Origin of the sequence: Flavobacterium sp. RSSA_27 (genome assembly GCF_051547125.1) — a bacterium.
Classification (GTDB): Bacteria; Bacteroidota; Bacteroidia; order Flavobacteriales; family Flavobacteriaceae; genus Flavobacterium.
On record NZ_JBPTTN010000005.1, the window covers coordinates 306,391 to 323,426 of the forward strand.

The 17,036-nt window shown below is 35.6% G+C and carries 11 protein-coding genes; 9 read left to right on the forward strand and 2 right to left on the reverse strand.

Going from position 1 to position 17,036, the window contains the following annotated elements:
- Nucleotides 1-24: 24 nt before the first annotated feature.
- The 5 genes from ACSVH5_RS09265 (at nt 25) to ACSVH5_RS09285 (ending at nt 4,465) form a co-directional block, all read left to right on the forward strand.
- Nucleotides 25-837 carry an alpha/beta hydrolase gene (locus tag ACSVH5_RS09265; RefSeq protein ID WP_438061156.1) on the forward strand — a complete coding sequence of 271 codons (813 nt, stop codon included), beginning with the start codon at nt 25-27 and terminating at the stop codon, nt 835-837.
- Nucleotides 838-867: 30 nt separating this feature from the next.
- Nucleotides 868-1,878 (forward strand): dipeptide epimerase, encoded by a 1,011-nt coding sequence (locus ACSVH5_RS09270; protein ID WP_438061157.1) that lies wholly within the window; start codon nt 868-870, stop codon nt 1,876-1,878.
- A 5-nt stretch (nt 1,879-1,883) separates the two neighbouring features.
- Nucleotides 1,884-2,912 (forward strand): aminotransferase class I/II-fold pyridoxal phosphate-dependent enzyme, encoded by a 1,029-nt coding sequence (locus ACSVH5_RS09275; RefSeq protein ID WP_438061158.1) that lies wholly within the window; start codon nt 1,884-1,886, stop codon nt 2,910-2,912.
- Between the two features lie 429 nt (nt 2,913-3,341).
- Nucleotides 3,342-3,794 carry a DUF1456 family protein gene (locus tag ACSVH5_RS09280; protein ID WP_438061159.1) on the forward strand — a complete coding sequence of 151 codons (453 nt, stop codon included), beginning with the start codon at nt 3,342-3,344 and terminating at the stop codon, nt 3,792-3,794.
- Complete coding sequence (locus ACSVH5_RS09285) at nt 3,794-4,465, forward strand: oxidoreductase (RefSeq protein WP_438061160.1); 672 nt, start codon at nt 3,794-3,796, stop codon at nt 4,463-4,465. Before ACSVH5_RS09280 ends, ACSVH5_RS09285 begins: the two co-directional genes overlap by 1 nt.
- Before the next feature lie 204 nt (nt 4,466-4,669).
- On the opposite strand, the gene sucC is transcribed toward ACSVH5_RS09285, so the two are convergent.
- Nucleotides 4,670-5,863 (reverse strand): ADP-forming succinate--CoA ligase subunit beta, encoded by a 1,194-nt coding sequence (gene sucC, locus ACSVH5_RS09290; protein ID WP_438061161.1) that lies wholly within the window; start codon nt 5,861-5,863, stop codon nt 4,670-4,672.
- Nucleotides 5,864-6,266: 403 nt separating this feature from the next.
- Here sucC and gltB point away from each other — a divergent pair, with 403 nt between their 5' ends.
- From gltB to ACSVH5_RS09310, 4 genes are all read left to right on the forward strand, one after another.
- On the forward strand, nt 6,267-10,784 hold the full coding sequence (gene gltB / locus ACSVH5_RS09295) for a glutamate synthase large subunit (RefSeq protein ID WP_438061162.1): 4,518 nt from the start codon (nt 6,267-6,269) through the stop codon (nt 10,782-10,784).
- Between the two features lie 2 nt (nt 10,785-10,786).
- Nucleotides 10,787-12,241, forward strand: coding sequence for a glutamate synthase subunit beta (locus tag ACSVH5_RS09300; protein ID WP_438061163.1), 1,455 nt, complete (start codon nt 10,787-10,789; stop codon nt 12,239-12,241).
- Nucleotides 12,242-12,425: 184 nt separating this feature from the next.
- Nucleotides 12,426-13,643 carry a diaminopimelate decarboxylase gene (gene lysA, locus ACSVH5_RS09305; RefSeq protein WP_438061164.1) on the forward strand — a complete coding sequence of 406 codons (1,218 nt, stop codon included), beginning with the start codon at nt 12,426-12,428 and terminating at the stop codon, nt 13,641-13,643.
- 118 nt (nt 13,644-13,761) lie between these two features.
- A complete protein-coding gene (locus ACSVH5_RS09310) occupies nt 13,762-15,177 on the forward strand; it encodes an alkaline phosphatase (RefSeq protein ID WP_438061165.1) in 1,416 nt (471 codons plus the stop codon).
- 54 nt (nt 15,178-15,231) lie between these two features.
- Here the strand turns inward: ACSVH5_RS09310 and pafA are convergent, their stop codons facing one another.
- A complete protein-coding gene (gene pafA, locus ACSVH5_RS09315) occupies nt 15,232-16,848 on the reverse strand; it encodes an alkaline phosphatase PafA (protein WP_438061166.1) in 1,617 nt (538 codons plus the stop codon).
- Nucleotides 16,849-17,036: the final 188 nt, after the last annotated feature.

The window sequence follows — 17,036 nt, forward strand, 5'->3', positions numbered from 1 at the left end:
TAAATATATCCACAAAATTCAATTATGTCTAAAAAAACAATCCTACTTTTTTGCTTCTTTTCCCTTGTAGTGAAAGGATGGACACAGGAAACCACTGCTTCCGCTCAAGTAAGTACTTTTAGTATTGTATCTCCTGAGTTGCAAACTACAAAAAAAATCTGGCTGTATTTACCCAAAAACTATAGCGCTTCCAAGAAGAAATATTCCGTGATTTATATGCCCGATGCCCAAAATTTATTCGATGCTAAAACTTCCTATAGTGGCGAATGGAATATTGATGAAAAACTAGACAGTCTAAGCGCACAAGTAATCGTAGTGGGAATTGAACACGGAAACGAAAAACGACTTGAGGAACTCACTCCCTATCCTCACGAAAAATACGGCGGCGGCAAGGCGAATCAATACCTAGATTTTATTGTCAACACTTTAAAACCGAGCATCGACAAAAAATACCGTACTAAAACCGACAAAACACATACGCTTATTATAGGTAGTTCCTTGGGTGGATTGACCGCTTTTTACGCTACGCTAAAGTATCCCGATGTTTTCGGCAAAGCAGGCGTTTTTTCGCCTGCCTTTTGGATTAACAGAAAGGACATTATCACACTAACAGAACAAACCCAAAAGATAAAGGCAAAGTACTATTTTCTTTGTGGAGACCAAGAAGGCGATGATAACAGTATGGTCAACGACTTGAATACAATGGAAAACATTATCAATACCAAGCGTTGTTCCTGTAAACATTTAAACAAAAAAACCATCATAAAAGGCGGTAAACACAACGAAAAATTATGGCGAGATGGTTTTGTAAAAGCCCTTCTTTGGTTGGGATACTAATCCTTTTTTAGAACAGTAAATTTTTATATTATGCAATTAATCCTTCGCGAATACAACCTAAAACTAAAACACACCTTCACCATTTCAAGAGAATCTATCGATTTTCAACCTTCACTTATTGTAGAATTGCAAAGCGAAGGCTACTCAGGATTTGGCGAAGCAACTTCCAACCCTTATTATCACACCACGGTTCCGATGATGCAAGCGGATTTGGAAAACATTCGTTCATTGATAGAAAACACAACAACAGAAACTCCCGAAGAATTTTGGAACAAAGTACATCCTTATTTAAAAGACGATATGTTTGCGCTTTGTGCTTTAGACTTGGCTTATAATGATTTATATGCTCGCAAAAAAGGTAAAAAATTATACGAACTTTGGAATTTTACTACCGATAAAAATCCATTAACAGATTACACCATCGGCATCGCTCCTATCGAAAAAATGGTCGCCAAAATGAAAGAACTCCCTTGGCCTATCTATAAAATTAAATTAGGAACTCAAGAAGACATTGAAATCGTAACCGAATTACGAAAACACACAGACGCCATCTTCAGAATCGATGCGAACTGTGGTTGGGGTATTGAAGAAACCATTGCTAATTCCATAGCTTTAAAAAAACTCGGGGTGGAATTCTTAGAACAACCTATGAAAGCCGATAATTGGGAAGCACATAAAGAAGTATACAAACACTCCGCTTTGCCCATCATTGCTGACGAGAGTTGCATCATCGAATCCGATGTAGCCAAATGCCACAACCATTTTCACGGCGTAAATGTCAAATTAGTAAAATGTGGCGGTCTTACTCCTGGCAAACGTATGCTGGAAGAAGCCAAAAAACTAGGACTAAAAACTATGGTAGGTTGTATGACAGAATCTACAGTAGGTATCTCAGCTATAGCCCATCTACTACCACTACTGGATTACGTAGATATGGACGGAGCGCTACTACTAGATAAAGATATTGCCACAGGAGTAACCATTACTTACGGCAAAATTGATTACCCTGATGGAAACGGAACTGGAGTGACACTTTTATAATTCGTATGAAAGTCCATCAATTCCCCAATCGTACAATCGAAATTAACCAAGAAACGTTCCTTTATTTTGGAGGAACGGCTTATCTTGGTTTACCAACTTTACCCGAATTTCAAGAAATCATTTTCAAAAATATCCAGCGTTGGGGCACCGCATACGGAAGTTCAAGAAACGCAAACGTCCAATTGAGCGCCTACGACACTGGCGAAACTCACCTTGCACAATTCATTCAGGCCGATGCTGCAGTTACCGTTTCATCAGGAATGCTAGCAGGCAAACTAACTATAGATTTTTTAAGCACAAGCACCGATGTTTTTTACCATTTTCCAAATGCTCATCCCGCCATTCAAAGAAAAGACAGCATCCCTTTGTTGGCAGAAAACGAGTTGAATCCAAGGATTTTAGACAATAAAAAAGAAAAAATCACCATCGTTACAGATGCGGTGCCTTCGTTTCAAACACAAGCCATAGACCTAAAAATTCTCGATAGCATTCCCTCCCACAAAGAAATCACTTTGGTTGTAGATGAATCACATTCTATCGGAATCCTAGGCAAAAACGGGTCAGGAATTTATTCGAGTATCACCAATCCTAACATCAAACGCAAAATTTTGGTCGCCTCACTTGGCAAAGCTTTTGGATTAACAGGCGGGGTAATTGCTAGTGACTCCAATTTTATTCAGCAAATCAAAAATTATGACACCTTTGTCGCGGCCGCTGGAATGAATCCTGCCTATGTACAAACCCTTGCCGAAACTGGGCACTTAGTACAACAGCAACTTCAAAAATTACAGGACAACTTAAACTATCTCGCCCAAGATTTACAACCCAGCCCCAAAATCAATTTCACCGCAAACTACCCTTCCATTTACTTACATTGGGACAAGAGCTACGAGATATTATTACAAAACAAAATCGTAATTACCCATTTTGATTATCCCTCAGACCAAAAAACCTTGAACCGAATCGTCATTTCGGCCAATCATCAAAAAGAAGACCTTGACCAACTAGTTCAAGTTTTAAATTCCTTTTCATAGGTTTTAGGAGCAGAAAAAAAGGCTTTTATGCCATCATAGAACCCGTCATCCGCTATATCTTTGCTTTTTTAAAGAAAAAAAGCAAAGGATGCCGCTACTACCGGGGCTAAAAGGAAACATCTTGCCTTCTTGTAAACATCAAATTCATAGCTTTAGTCTGAAACACTTAAAGACTCCAACCTTAAGACTTTTCAAATTAAAAAATTCATACCGATTCACCTGTGTTCCTTATATGCCCTTCTATTTTACTCCTATAAAACACTCCAAAAATTATAGAAACTTATATGCCTCAAATGTTTAAAAAAAGCAGTCAATTAATGATAATTATAGCGATTCATCTTCATTTTTTTGACATAGTCCTTTGAATTCAGACTCGAATATAACGTCTCTCTATTTTTAAACTGTACCTTTGTAAAAAATTAAAAGAATATGACCAACAACGATATTTTCAAAAAATTACGCGTAGCCTTAATGTTGCGCGATGACCAAATCGTCCAAATCCTAGAATTAGTAGATTTCAGAATATCAAAATCAGAATTGGGTGCCTTTTTCCGCGACGAAAAACATCCCAACTATATGGAATGTGGCGACCAAGTATTACGTAATTTCCTTAACGGATTAGTAATTCACTTACGTGGCACCAAAGAAAACCCAAAAGTACCTACTGAAGTTTTAGCCAAACACAGAGCTGAAATCCCAACAAAAGACGGAGCCGCAAAACGACCAGAGTTCAAAGCCAAACCAAAAGATGCAGAACAAAGCCGCGGAGACAAAAAGCCAGCAAGCAAAAAACCTTTCAAAAAAAGTAATAAAGCAGCTGCTCCAAAAATTCAAGTGGTAGAAAAAGTAAAATTCAACAACGGAAAGAATAAAAAATCATAATGAAAACGGCTCTAGTTATTGGCAGTACGGGACTTATTGGTTCGCAACTAGTAGATCTACTTTTAGAAAGTGAACACTATCAAAAAGTTGTCATTTTTGTAAAAAGAGAATCTGGAAAATCACATCCCAAACTAGAGCAACATAGCATCAACTTTGATGCTCCCGAAACCTATCAGCATCTGGTAAAAGGCGATGATTTATTTTGCACCATTGGAACGACCATCAAAAAAGCAGGAAGCCAATCCGCCTTTCGAAAAGTAGATTACGAATATCCAATTGCATTTTCAAACATTGCAAAGACGAATAACATAAAGCAATTCCTAATTGTTTCTTCTTTGGGCGCCAACAAAGACTCGAACAACTTCTATTTAAAAACCAAAGGAGAAATGGAAGCGGAACTAGCTAAAGCTAATTTTGAAACCACAGTCATTGTTAGACCTTCATTATTACTAGGTCAACGCTCAGAGTTTAGATTAGGAGAAAAAATAGGCGCTTTTTTCATGAAAGGATTTTCTTTCCTACTATTTGGAAGTTTAAAAAAATACCGCCCTATCGAAAGTTCTACTGTCGCCAGAGCATTATATTTTTTGGCACAATCCAACAAAAAAGGCTACACCATTTACGAATCAGATACCCTTCAAGACATAGGAAAACAAACCACAATAAACTGAAATTCAGTAAAGCTGAACTCAAAATTTTCACCGCAAATTCGCAAATTACTCCAATTATGACTATTTTAAAATTTTCGAATTTGCGGTAATACAACTTTTAGATTCTAAAGGAAAATGTATTTTCATAATTTTGAGTCAAATTAAAACCAATAAAAAAGCCTGTTCATAACGAACAGGCTTTTGAATATATAACTAGTTTGTAAATTAAGACAATGCCGCTTTTACTTGATCGGCAGCTTCTTGAAACTCAACTGCAGAAAGAATTGGCATTCCAGAATTATCAATTAATTCTTTTGCAATAGCAGCATTCGTTCCTTGTAAACGTACAATGATTGGCACTTTTATAGCGTCACCCATATTTTTGTAAGCATCTACAACACCTTGTGCTACACGGTCACAACGAACAATTCCACCAAAAATATTGATTAAAATTGCTTTTACGTTTGGATCTTTTAAGATAATACGGAAGGCCGTTTCTACACGTTTTGCATCAGCTGTCCCTCCTACGTCTAAGAAGTTTGCAGGCTCAAATCCAGCATACTTAATCAAATCCATAGTTGCCATAGCCAAACCAGCTCCGTTTACCATACATCCAACAGTTCCGTCAAGATCTACATAATTCAAACCTACTTCTTTTGCTTCAACTTCGATTGGGTTCTCCTCACGAATGTCACGCATATCAGCATATTTAGGTTGTCTGTACAAAGCATTATCATCGATATTTACTTTAGCATCAACCGCCATAATTTTGTTGTCAGATGTTTTTAACACAGGGTTAATTTCGAACATCGAAGCATCTGAACCAATGTAGGCATTATATAAAGAATCGATGAATTTCACCATTTCTTTGAAAGCATTTCCAGAAAGTCCTAAGTTAAAAGCAATTCTTCTTGCTTGAAAACCTTGTAAACCTACAGCTGGATCTACTTCTTCTGTAAAAATTAAATGAGGAGTATGCTCAGCCACTTCTTCGATATCCATTCCACCTTCAGTAGAATACATAATCATATTACGTCCAGTAGCTCTGTTCAATAAAACAGAAACATAAAACTCAGAAGTTTGGCTTTCACCTGGATAATATACATCTTCAGCGATTAACACTTTGTGTACTTTTTTACCTTCAGCAGAAGTTTGAGGAGTAATCAATTGCATCCCGATGATTTCGCTAGCAATTCCTTCTACTTTGTCTAAGCCTTTAGCAAGTTTCACACCACCGCCTTTTCCACGTCCACCGGCGTGAATTTGAGCTTTAACAACATACCAACTTGTACCTGTTTCGGCAGTTAATTGTTTTGCAGCAGCAACCGCTTCTACAGGGCTATTCGCTACAATTCCGCGTTGAATTCGTACGCCGTAGCTTGCTAAAATTTCTTTTCCTTGATATTCGTGTATGTTCATAGTATATAATATTTGACCGAATCCTGAAAACGTTCCAGAATAAAGTGCGACAAAAATAGAAAATTAAACTCAAATAGAATTATTTTTTTTTCTTAAAAAAGAGGCATTTATTTTACAGAAAAGACCAATAAAACCTTTCACTTTAAAAAAAAATAAAGGATGAACAAAAATTTGTGATATTTTTTTAGGACTGCGCCATTATCAGTCAAAAAACGGCTTTTTTCCCCACTTCTGAGGACTTTTAAATTTTGAAATTATGAAAATGACAATTAGTTAGGGAGGAAATTTTGCAATTATCATTTTTGCAAACAAAAATTGATTTTATAACAAAAATCATAGTCATTATCTGTATTCAAGTAGTTTATTTCATGAAATATATAATTTTGTAAAAAAAAATGCAAGCATGAAAATTGAAGAACAAGGCCTTTACTTGCCCGAATTTGAACACGACAATTGTGGCGCAGGATTTATTTGTAATTTGAACGGAATCAAATCTAATGACATCATTCATAAAGCATTAGACATTTTAATTAAATTAGAGCATCGTGGCGCTGTTAGCTCTGATGGTAGAACTGGTGATGGAGCAGGAATCCTTTTTGATATTCCGCACACATTTTTTAAGAAAGTATGTGAATTTTCTATTCCTGAGCCTAGAGAATATGCTGTTGGTATGGTATTCATGCCTAAAAGTAGCAATCAAGTTGATTTTTGTAAAACTACTTTTGAAAAAGCAATTTCAGATCAAAAATTAGAAATCCTCGGATGGAGAGATGTTCCTGTTGATGTTAGCAATCTAGGCCAAATCGCTGCCGAAAAAGAACCTACGGTAAAACAAGTTTTTGTTGGCAAAAATGGTTTGGACTTAACAGAACAACAATTTAACGCCAAAATGTTTGCCGCTAGAAAGATAGCAGAACATGCAGTTAGAGGCTCAAAAACTTCTGAGAGTCATATGTTTTATTTCTCAAGTTTTTCTACAACAACTATTATATATAAAGGACTGCTAATGCCAGAAGACATTAGCCGTTATTACACCGACTTATTAGACAGCGATTTAGTTACTCGATTGGCATTAGTGCACCAGCGATTCTCTACAAATACTTTCCCATCATGGGATTTAGCACAACCTTTCCGCTATATGTGTCACAATGGTGAAATTAACACATTAAGAGGAAACGTGAGCCGAATGAGAGCTCGTGAAGAACTGATGAAAAGTGATGTTTTTGGTGAAGATTTAAAAAAATTATTCCCAATCATTTTAGAAGGCAAATCCGACTCTGCCTCTATGGATATGGTTGTTGAGCTACTACTAATGACAGGACGAACACTTCCTGAAGTCATGATGATGGTAGTTCCAGAAGCATGGGAAAAACATCAAACGATGAGTGCTGAGAAAAAAGCATTCTATGAGTACAATTCTTGTATTATGGAACCTTGGGATGGCCCAGCTTCTATACCATTTACTGACGGAAACGTTATTGGAGCGTTATTGGATAGAAATGGTCTGCGCCCTTCAAGATACACTTTGACTAAGAGTGGTTTTGTAATTATGTCGTCAGAAATTGGTGTACTTGACATCAACCCAGAAGATGTAATTCAACATGGTCGATTAGAACCAGGAAAAATGTTCTTGGTTGATATGAACGAAGGAAGAATAATCGAGGATGACGAAGTAAAACATTCCATAGTTACTAAACGTCCTTACCAAAAATGGTTGGATGAAAATCTTTTACAATTGGCTTGTATTCCTTACACAGACAACCCTATTCCTGTTGAGAATCTTGATTTCGAAACCAGACAACGTATGTTTGGCTATACAATCGAAGATTTAAAAACCATAATCAACCCAATGGGTGGTAGCGGAAATGAGGCTATTAGCTCTATGGGTAATGATACCCCATTAGCTGTTTTATCAGATCAACCACAATTATTGTATAACTATTTCAAACAATTATTTGCTCAAGTTACCAATCCTCCTTTGGATGGAATTCGTGAAGAAATTATCACAGATATTAGTTTAGCTATTGGTGGAGATTACAATATATTTGACATTGAAGCAAAACAATGCAAAAAATTAAAAATCCAAAACCCTATCATTTCTAATGAAGATTTGGATAAAATAAGAAACATTCAGCACGAGGATTTCAAATCAGTTACTATTGCTACGTTGTACAAAATAGAAAAAGGAGCTAATGGTTTAGAGCGTGCCTTAGAGAAATGCGTACAAGCCACTTTCAAAGCTGTTTCTGAAGGAAGCAATATTGTCATCCTCTCAGATCGTGGAGTAAGCGAAACCCTAGCGCCTATCCCGATGCTTTTGGCTTGTTCTTATATTCACCACACTTTAAACCAACTTAAAGTACGCTCTAAGTTTGGAATTGTTATTGAATCTGCTGAGCCTCGTGAGCCTCATCATTTTGCTCTTTTATTTGGATATGGTGCTAGCGCAATTAATCCATATATGGTAAATGAAATAATTCATAATCAAGTTAAAGAAGGCCACATCGCTGGAATAACTGCAGAATATGCAATTAAAAACTACAACAAAGCAATCGGAAAAGGGATTTTGAAAATTATGAATAAAATCGGAATCTCTACGCTACACTCGTATAGAGCTGCTCAAATTTTTGAAATTTTAGGTTTAAACAAATCATTCTCAACCAAATATTTCCCATACACTCCCTCTAGAATTGAAGGTATTGGATTAATGGAAGTAGAAAAAGAAGTGAAAAAGCGTTTCCAAAAAGCATTCCCAAATTCAAAAGTAGCCAACTTGCTACCGCTCGAAATTGGTGGTATTTACAGATGGAGACGAAATGGTGAAAAACACATGTTTAATCCAACAACCATTTCAAAACTACAACAAGCCGTTCGTTTGAATAGCCCTGAAAGTTATGCCGAATATTCTAAAATGGTCAATGAGCAAAGCGCTAATTTGATGACTATTCGTGGATTATTTGAATTCAATAATTTGGATCCAATTTCAATTGACGAAGTAGAACCTTGGACTGAAATTGTAAAAAAATTCAAGACAGGTGCCATGTCATACGGTTCTATAAGTCAAGAAGCACACGAAAATCTAGCGATTGCTATGAACAGAATTGGTGGTAAAAGTAATTCTGGAGAAGGTGGTGAAGATGCGAGACGTTTCCAAAAAGAATTGAATGGTGACTCAAGAAATAGTGCTATCAAGCAAGTTGCTTCAGGTCGATTCGGAGTGTCCATCAATTATTTGACTAATGCCAAAGAGATTCAAATAAAAATGGCTCAAGGAGCTAAACCAGGTGAAGGTGGACAATTACCAGGTGAAAAAGTAGTGCCTTGGATTGCTGCAACCAGAAATTCTACACCTTATGTTGGGCTAATTTCTCCACCTCCACATCACGATATTTATTCTATTGAAGATTTATCACAATTAATTTTCGATTTAAAAAATGCCAACCGTGAAGCTAGAGTAAATGTAAAATTAGTATCAGAAGTTGGAGTTGGAACCATCGCTGCAGGTGTTGCTAAGGCAAAAGCTGATGTCATACTAATTTCAGGTTACGATGGAGGAACAGGAGCTGCACCATTAACTTCCTTAACTCATACCGGAATTCCATGGGAATTAGGTTTGGCTGAAGCACAGCAAACTTTAATATTAAATGATTTAAGAAGCCGTGTGGTTTTAGAGTGTGATGGACAGTTAAAAACGGGTCGCGACGTTGCTATTGCCGCTTTACTTGGAGCTGAAGAGTTTGGCTTTGCCACTGCTCCATTAGTAGCTTCAGGTTGTATTATGATGCGTGCTTGTCATTTAAATACGTGCCCAGTAGGTATTGCAACGCAAGATCCTGAGTTGCGTAAAAACTTCAAAGGTACTCCAGAACATGTTATTAATTTCATGTACTTCATTGCTGAGGAATTAAGACAAATCATGGCGCAACTTGGCTTTAGAACTTTAAAAGAAATGGTGGGCCAATCTCAAAAATTGAACGTAAATAAAGCGATTCAACATTACAAAGCTATGGGATTAGATTTATCTACCATTTTATACAAACCAGAAAAAGCAAAAACAGTTCCTAACCACAATACCATGTCTCAAGATCATGAATTAGAACATGTATTGGATTTTGATATTATCAAAGCTGCGATTCCTTCTATTTATAGAAAAGAAAGAACAAGAGTAACCTTTGACATCAAAAATACAGATCGTTCAGTTGGAGCAATTTTGAGTAACGAAATTTCAAAAATATACGGTGCACAAGGACTACCAGAAGACACTATTCTAGTTGACTTTACGGGTTCTGCTGGGCAAAGTTTCGGAGCTTTTGCTACCAATGGATTATCATTTAAAATCCACGGAAACTGTAACGATTATCTAGGTAAAGGACTCTCTGGAGGTAAATTAATTATTAAAGTACCACCAACAGCAACTTTCAAACCAGAGGAAAATATAATTATTGGTAACGTAGCACTTTATGGAGCCATTACTGGTGAAGCATATATTAATGGGATGGCTGGAGAACGTTTCTGTGTTAGAAACTCAGGAGCAACTGCAGTGGTTGAAGGTATTGGAGACCATGGTTGTGAATACATGACCGGAGGGACTGTAGTTGTACTGGGCAAAACCGGACGAAACTTCGCTGCAGGTATGAGTGGAGGTATCGCTTATGTTTATGACCCAAATAAGAAATTCGACCAAACACTTTGCAATATGGAAATGGTAGCTTTTGACCCATTAGAAGCAGAAGATATCGTAAAAATGAAACGTTTGATAAAAAATCATTCCTTATACACAAGTAGCCCATTAGCTAAAAGAATTTTAGCAGATTGGGACAACCAAGTCAAGCATTTTGTAAAAGTAATGCCTACAGATTACAAAAAAGCATTACAACGTATTGCAGCAGAAAAGGAAGTTGAAGAATTAATAGCACAATAGTCATGGGAAAAATAGGAGGATTTAAAGAATTTAATAGAGCCGACGAAGGTAACATAGCTGTTGTTGAACGCGTTGCCAATTATAATGAATTCACAATTGCATTACCAAAAGATAAAATAAAAGAACAAGGTTCAAGATGTATGGATTGTGGCATCCCATTTTGCCATAGCTCATGTCCATTGGGGAATTTAATTCCAGATTTCAATGATATGGTACATCAAGAAGAATGGCAAAGTGCCTTAGAAATATTGCAATCAACGAATAATTTCCCTGAATTTACAGGAAGATTATGCCCTGCACCATGTGAAAAATCATGTGTTCTCGGTATTATTAAAGAACCTGTTGCCATCGAAAATATCGAGAAAAATATTATCGAAAGAGGTTTTGCCGAAGGTTGGATTAAACCACAACCACCTGCTGTTAGAACTGGCAAAAAAGTTGCTGTAGTAGGTTCTGGACCTGCTGGTTTAGCGGCCGCACAACAACTCAATCGTGCAGGACATACTGTAACTGTTTTTGAAAGGGACAACGCAATTGGAGGATTGTTACGTTACGGAATTCCAAATTTCAAATTAGAGAAAGGAATAATAGATCGTCGTGTTGCTATTTTAGAAGCTGAAGGTATCGTTTTTAAAACCAATGTAAATGTTGGTGTCAACTTTTCAGTAGAGGAATTAAATGAATTTGATTCAATCGTTCTTTGTGGTGGAGCCACAGAAAGAAGAGGTTTACCTACCAAAGGAGCCGATAGCAAAGGCGTAGTGCAAGCTATGGATTTCCTAACACAACAAACTAAAGTTTTATACGGTGAAGAAGTTCCTAATCAAATCAAAGCTACAGGAAAAGATGTTATCGTAATAGGTGGAGGAGATACAGGATCTGACTGTATTGGAACTTCAAATAGACAAGGCGCAAAATCAGTTACCAATTTTGAGATTATGCCAAAACCTCCAGTGGGTCGAAGCGAATCTACTCCTTGGCCTTTTTGGCCACTACAACTAAAAACCTCTTCTTCACACGAAGAAGGTTGTAATAGAAATTGGTTAATCAATACCAAAGAATTTATTGCTAATGAAAAAGGAGAACTAACTGCGCTAAAGACAGTAGAAGTTGCTTGGAAAATTGTTCCTGGACAGCGTCCTGAACTAATTGAAAAGGAAGGTTCAGAGAAAATATGGCCGTGTGATTTAGCATTACTAGCTCTCGGATTTACAGGACCTGAAAAAACTTTAGCAGAACAACTTGGTCTAGAATTGGATATGAGAAGTAATTTCAAAGCAAACAACTACCAGACTAATGTTCCTCATATTTTTACCGCTGGTGATATGAGAAGAGGACAATCATTGATTGTTTGGGCCATTTCAGAAGGTCGTGAGGCTGCAAGAGAAGTTGATTTATTCTTAATGGGATACACCAACTTACCAACTAAAGGTAAAGGCGATTTGCCTTCACTATAAGAAACCATTTTTTTTAAATCCCTTGGCTATAAGTATTTAAGTCAAGGGATTTTTTATTGTTATAAAACTTAGATTTAGAAAACAAAATGTTTGAATTAAAACTTTTTGTTATATTTTGTTATATTTTGTTTTTTATTTGGTCGACGGTGTAAACTGTAATAAATTTGTAAAAAAATAAATCACAATGCAAGGAAAAGACTTACTTCAATTAGCAGAACAATTTGGCACGCCATTATATGTTTATGATGCTGAAAAAATTCAATCGCAATTTAACAGATTAACAAAAGCTTTTTCTAAGGTTGAAAAACTTCGCATTAATTATGCGATGAAAGCATTATCAAATATTTCAATCCTTCAACTCCTAAAAGATATGGGGTCTGGTTTAGATACTGTTTCTATTCAAGAAGTGCTACTTGGATTGCATGCAGGTTATGCACCAGAAAAGATTTTTTATACTCCAAATGGTGTTTCTCTAGAAGAAATAGAAGAAGTAAATGCTTTAGGAGTTCAAATAAACATTGATAATTTATCCATTCTAGAACAATTCGGTACTAAACACCCAAATGTTCCTGTATGCATACGTATTAATCCACATGTAATGGCTGGTGGAAACACTAACATTTCTGTAGGTCATATTGATAGCAAGTTTGGAATATCAATACACCAATTACCACATTTAGTTAGAATAGTAGAAAACACCAAAATGAACATCGTAGGAATCCATATGCATACGGGTTCGGATATTTTAGATATCGAAGTATTTTTATACGCAGCAGAAATTTTATTTGATGCAGCCAAAAATTTCAAAAACCTTGAGTTTTTAGATTTTGGAAGTGGTTTCAAAGTACCTTATAAGAAAGACGATGTACAAACAGATATTGAGGAATTGGGCAAAAAATTATCTAAGCGATTTAATGCTTTTTGCAATGAATATGGTAAGGCATTAACGCTTATTTTTGAACCTGGAAAATTCTTAGTGAGTGAAGCGGGTTACTTTTTAACCAAAGTAAATGTAGTAAAACAAACTACATCAACTGTTTTTGCCGGAATTGATAGCGGTTTTAACCATTTAATTCGACCAATGCTTTATGGTTCTCAACATCATATCGAAAATATTTCTAATCCAAAAGGAAAAGAACGTTTCTATTCTGTTGTAGGTTACATCTGTGAAACCGATACTTTTGCAAATAATAGAAGAATAGCTGAAATAAAAGAGGGAGATATCCTTTCTTTCCACAACGCCGGTGCTTATTGCTTCTCTATGTCGTCAAATTATAATTCTAGATATAAACCCGCTGAAGTTTTGTGGTTAAATGGCAAAGGGCATTTGATTCGTGCTCACGAAAAATTCGAAGATTTACTTCAAAATCAGATTCCTCTACAAATAGAAACAACAGTATAATATTTAAATCCCATTTGAAAAAATGGGATTTTTTCATTTATGTTTTATATATTTAAAAAAATCTTAACCTCAATCAAACGTAAGCTTTCTTAAATTTGATTTATAATAAAAACAATATATGAACAGACGGAATTTCTTCAAAAACGGTTCCCTTTTCGCTCTTGGAACAACTCTACTAAATCCATTCGAAAGCCCTGCAAACGAATTAGATTTATCCAATTATCACAAAAATAAAAAAGCAAAAAACATTATAGTTATCGTAAGTGATGGGATGAGCATTGGCACACTTAATATGGCTGATCTTTATTTAACCCGAAAAACTGGTAAAGGCAGTAACTGGATGCAATTGTATAAAGACAAAAAAGTTAGTCGTGCATTAATGGATATGGCCTCTGCTTCTTCAATCGTTACAGACTCAGCAGCTGCAAGTTCATCTTGGGGTTGTGGGTTTCGAGTTAAAAATGGATCCCTAAATATAGGTACAAATGGCGAAGAGTATTTACCAATTTGGCAAAAGTTTCGAAAAGCTGGAAAAATGGCTGGCTGTGTCACTACTGTTCCCGTTACACACGCAACACCAGCAGGATTTTGTATTTCCTCTAAAAGCAGAAATAGTCAAGAAGGAATTGCTGAACTTTACTTGGACTTAAAATTTGATGTCATGTTGGGGGGTGGAGACAACTACTTTTCTGCTGCTGTGCGAAAAGACAAAAGAGATCTCTATAAAGATTTTAAAGATAAAGGTTTTACTGTAGTCAAAAACAAAACTGAAATGTGGTCTAGCGACAATAGCAAACCAATATTAGGCGTTTTTGACAAAGAAGGACTTCCTTACTCCAAAGACAGAGAAAGCAGCAAAGAACTAACCAATAGCATCCCTACTCTTGCAGAAATGACACAAAGAGCTATTGATAAAATGAAAAATCATCCAAAAGGATTCGTTTTACAAGTCGAAGCTGGAAAGGTGGATTGGGCTGCTCATGGAAATGACGTAGCAGGCTTAATTTACGATCAAGTAGCCCATGATGAAGCTATAAAAGTAGCGATAGATTTTGCTGAAAAAGATCAAAATACTTTAGTAATCATAACTTCTGATCATGGGAATGCCAATCCTGGGATAGTATATGGAAAAGATGCCAATGATAACTTTGATAGTATTCAAAAATATACACAAACCAATGATTGGATTTTAAATGGTATCGGAAAAGAAACTAGTGTAGCGCAAGTAATAGAAAGAATTGAATATGCCAATAAGATAATTTTAAAAGAAGAGGAAGCTAAGGAAATTTTAAGCTACTATACTAATATAAAACTTGAAGATGGACTTTACAATCCAAGACATTTACCTCTTAAAGTATTGGGAGATATTCAGAAAAAGCGCAATTCGGTAGGTTGGATCAGTACTGACCATTCGGCTGATTATACTGAACTAGCTATGTTTGGACCAGGAAGCCAACTTTTATCTCCATTTATAAAAAATACTGACCTTCATTATTTGATGCTTCAAGCTGCAGAAATAGAAAATAAATTTTAATCAAAAAGACTCCTGAAATTCAGGAGTCTTTTTTTTACTTTCTTGAGAAATCATTTATTTAGAAATTAAAAGTTCTTCTAAAACTTCAGCTTCAGTTCCATTCGGAAATGCAATTTTTAGCATTTTAGACAAAGTTGGTGCTATTGATGTTATGTAAACTTTTTTATAAGATTCTCCTTTTGGAACATGCCAACCATAAAACAATAATGGTACATTAGTATCATAACTATTAGGTGTTCCGTGTGTTGTTCCTGTTTCGTTATATTCCATATAACCCGTTTTTTGAACTAAAACTAAATCTCCATTCTGTTTAGGATCAAATCCTTTAAAAATAAAATTTAAATAATAATCACCTCCTGATGATGCCAAAATTTCTTCATCGGTATATACTCTTTTTATATGAGGTAGTTCCAAAATGAAAGTTTTGAAAGCCTGTTTTACAGCGCTTAATTCTAATCCTTTGGTTTTAACTAAATCTCTATTCAAATAAATATTATAATTAGAATAATTCGATACTAAGTTAACTCCATAAGTTGCGATTGAAAACTTTTCAAGAGATTTAAAAGTCTCTTTTGATGGCACATTCGTGACATCATATTTACGATCTCTTAAAAAAATAGGATTCTCAGCAGCTGCATGATCTGCAGTTAAAAAAAGTAGATAATTATCTTTACCAACATTTTTATCAAGGTAGTCTAATATTCTAGCTAAAGTTACATCCAAACGCAAATAAGTATCTTGAATTTCCATCGATCTTGGGCCAAAAGTATGCCCTACATAGTCCGTTGAAGAAAAACTAACAGCTAAAAAGTCGGTATCATTATCTTTTCCTAAATTTTCACTTTCAATAGCCTGCAAAGCGATATCTGCTAACAAATCATTTCCAAAGGGTGTTGTTCTAAGAATATCAGCACCAGATTCTTTGTATAATTTATTTAAGTCATAAGGAAAAATAGGAGCCTTTGATTTATCTATTTTCCCTTCGTATGGATTATCATCAGGAAGGCTCTCATTATAATCAACAGCAGGTTTTAACAAGCTCCAACCTTTCTGAATGTAATTCAAATAACGTTTTTCACTATTGAATTTGGTAATCCAATCAGGCATCTTATCACCATAAAAAGAACTTGATATAAAGTCACCAGATTTACTAAACCAAAATGCCCAATTTGCAAAATGCCCTGCAGGCAAAATAGCTCCCCTATCCTTAATGCTCAAACCTATAACTTTTCCTTTAAAATTAGTTGCCAATCGCAACTCATCGGTAACAGTAGTTCCAAAAAGATTTTTGGGAGACATCATTCCTTCTTTTTCGGTTCCCACAACTAATGAATATACAGAGTCATCATCTGTACAATACCTGTTTTTACCAGTTTCACGAATATACCAATCATTACCAATTATGCCGTGAGTTGCAGGAGTAGTTCCTGTATAAATTGAAGCATGTCCAGGAGCTGTATAAGTAGGCACATAATTATAATTCATATTATAAAATGAGTACCCATTATTCATCAATCGTTTAAAACCATCTTGAGAATAATCATCATAGAATCTATCTAGATATTCAGCTTTCATTTGATCCACTACTATTCCAATGACAAGTTTTGGCCTTTGCTGACCAAAAGAAAACAAGAAAACAAACAAAAACGATAATGCAAAAACTTTTTTCATAAATAAATATTTTCAACAAATTTAATTGATATTATCAAGAAATTTAAAAAAAAGGAACTTTAGTCGATATATTTCCGTCATGATAGAAACAAGAACGCACAAAAAAACCCTTCATTTTGGATGAAGGGTTTTTTAAAAGAAAGGCGGCGACATACTCTCCCACAAATTGCAGTACCATCTGCGCTGGC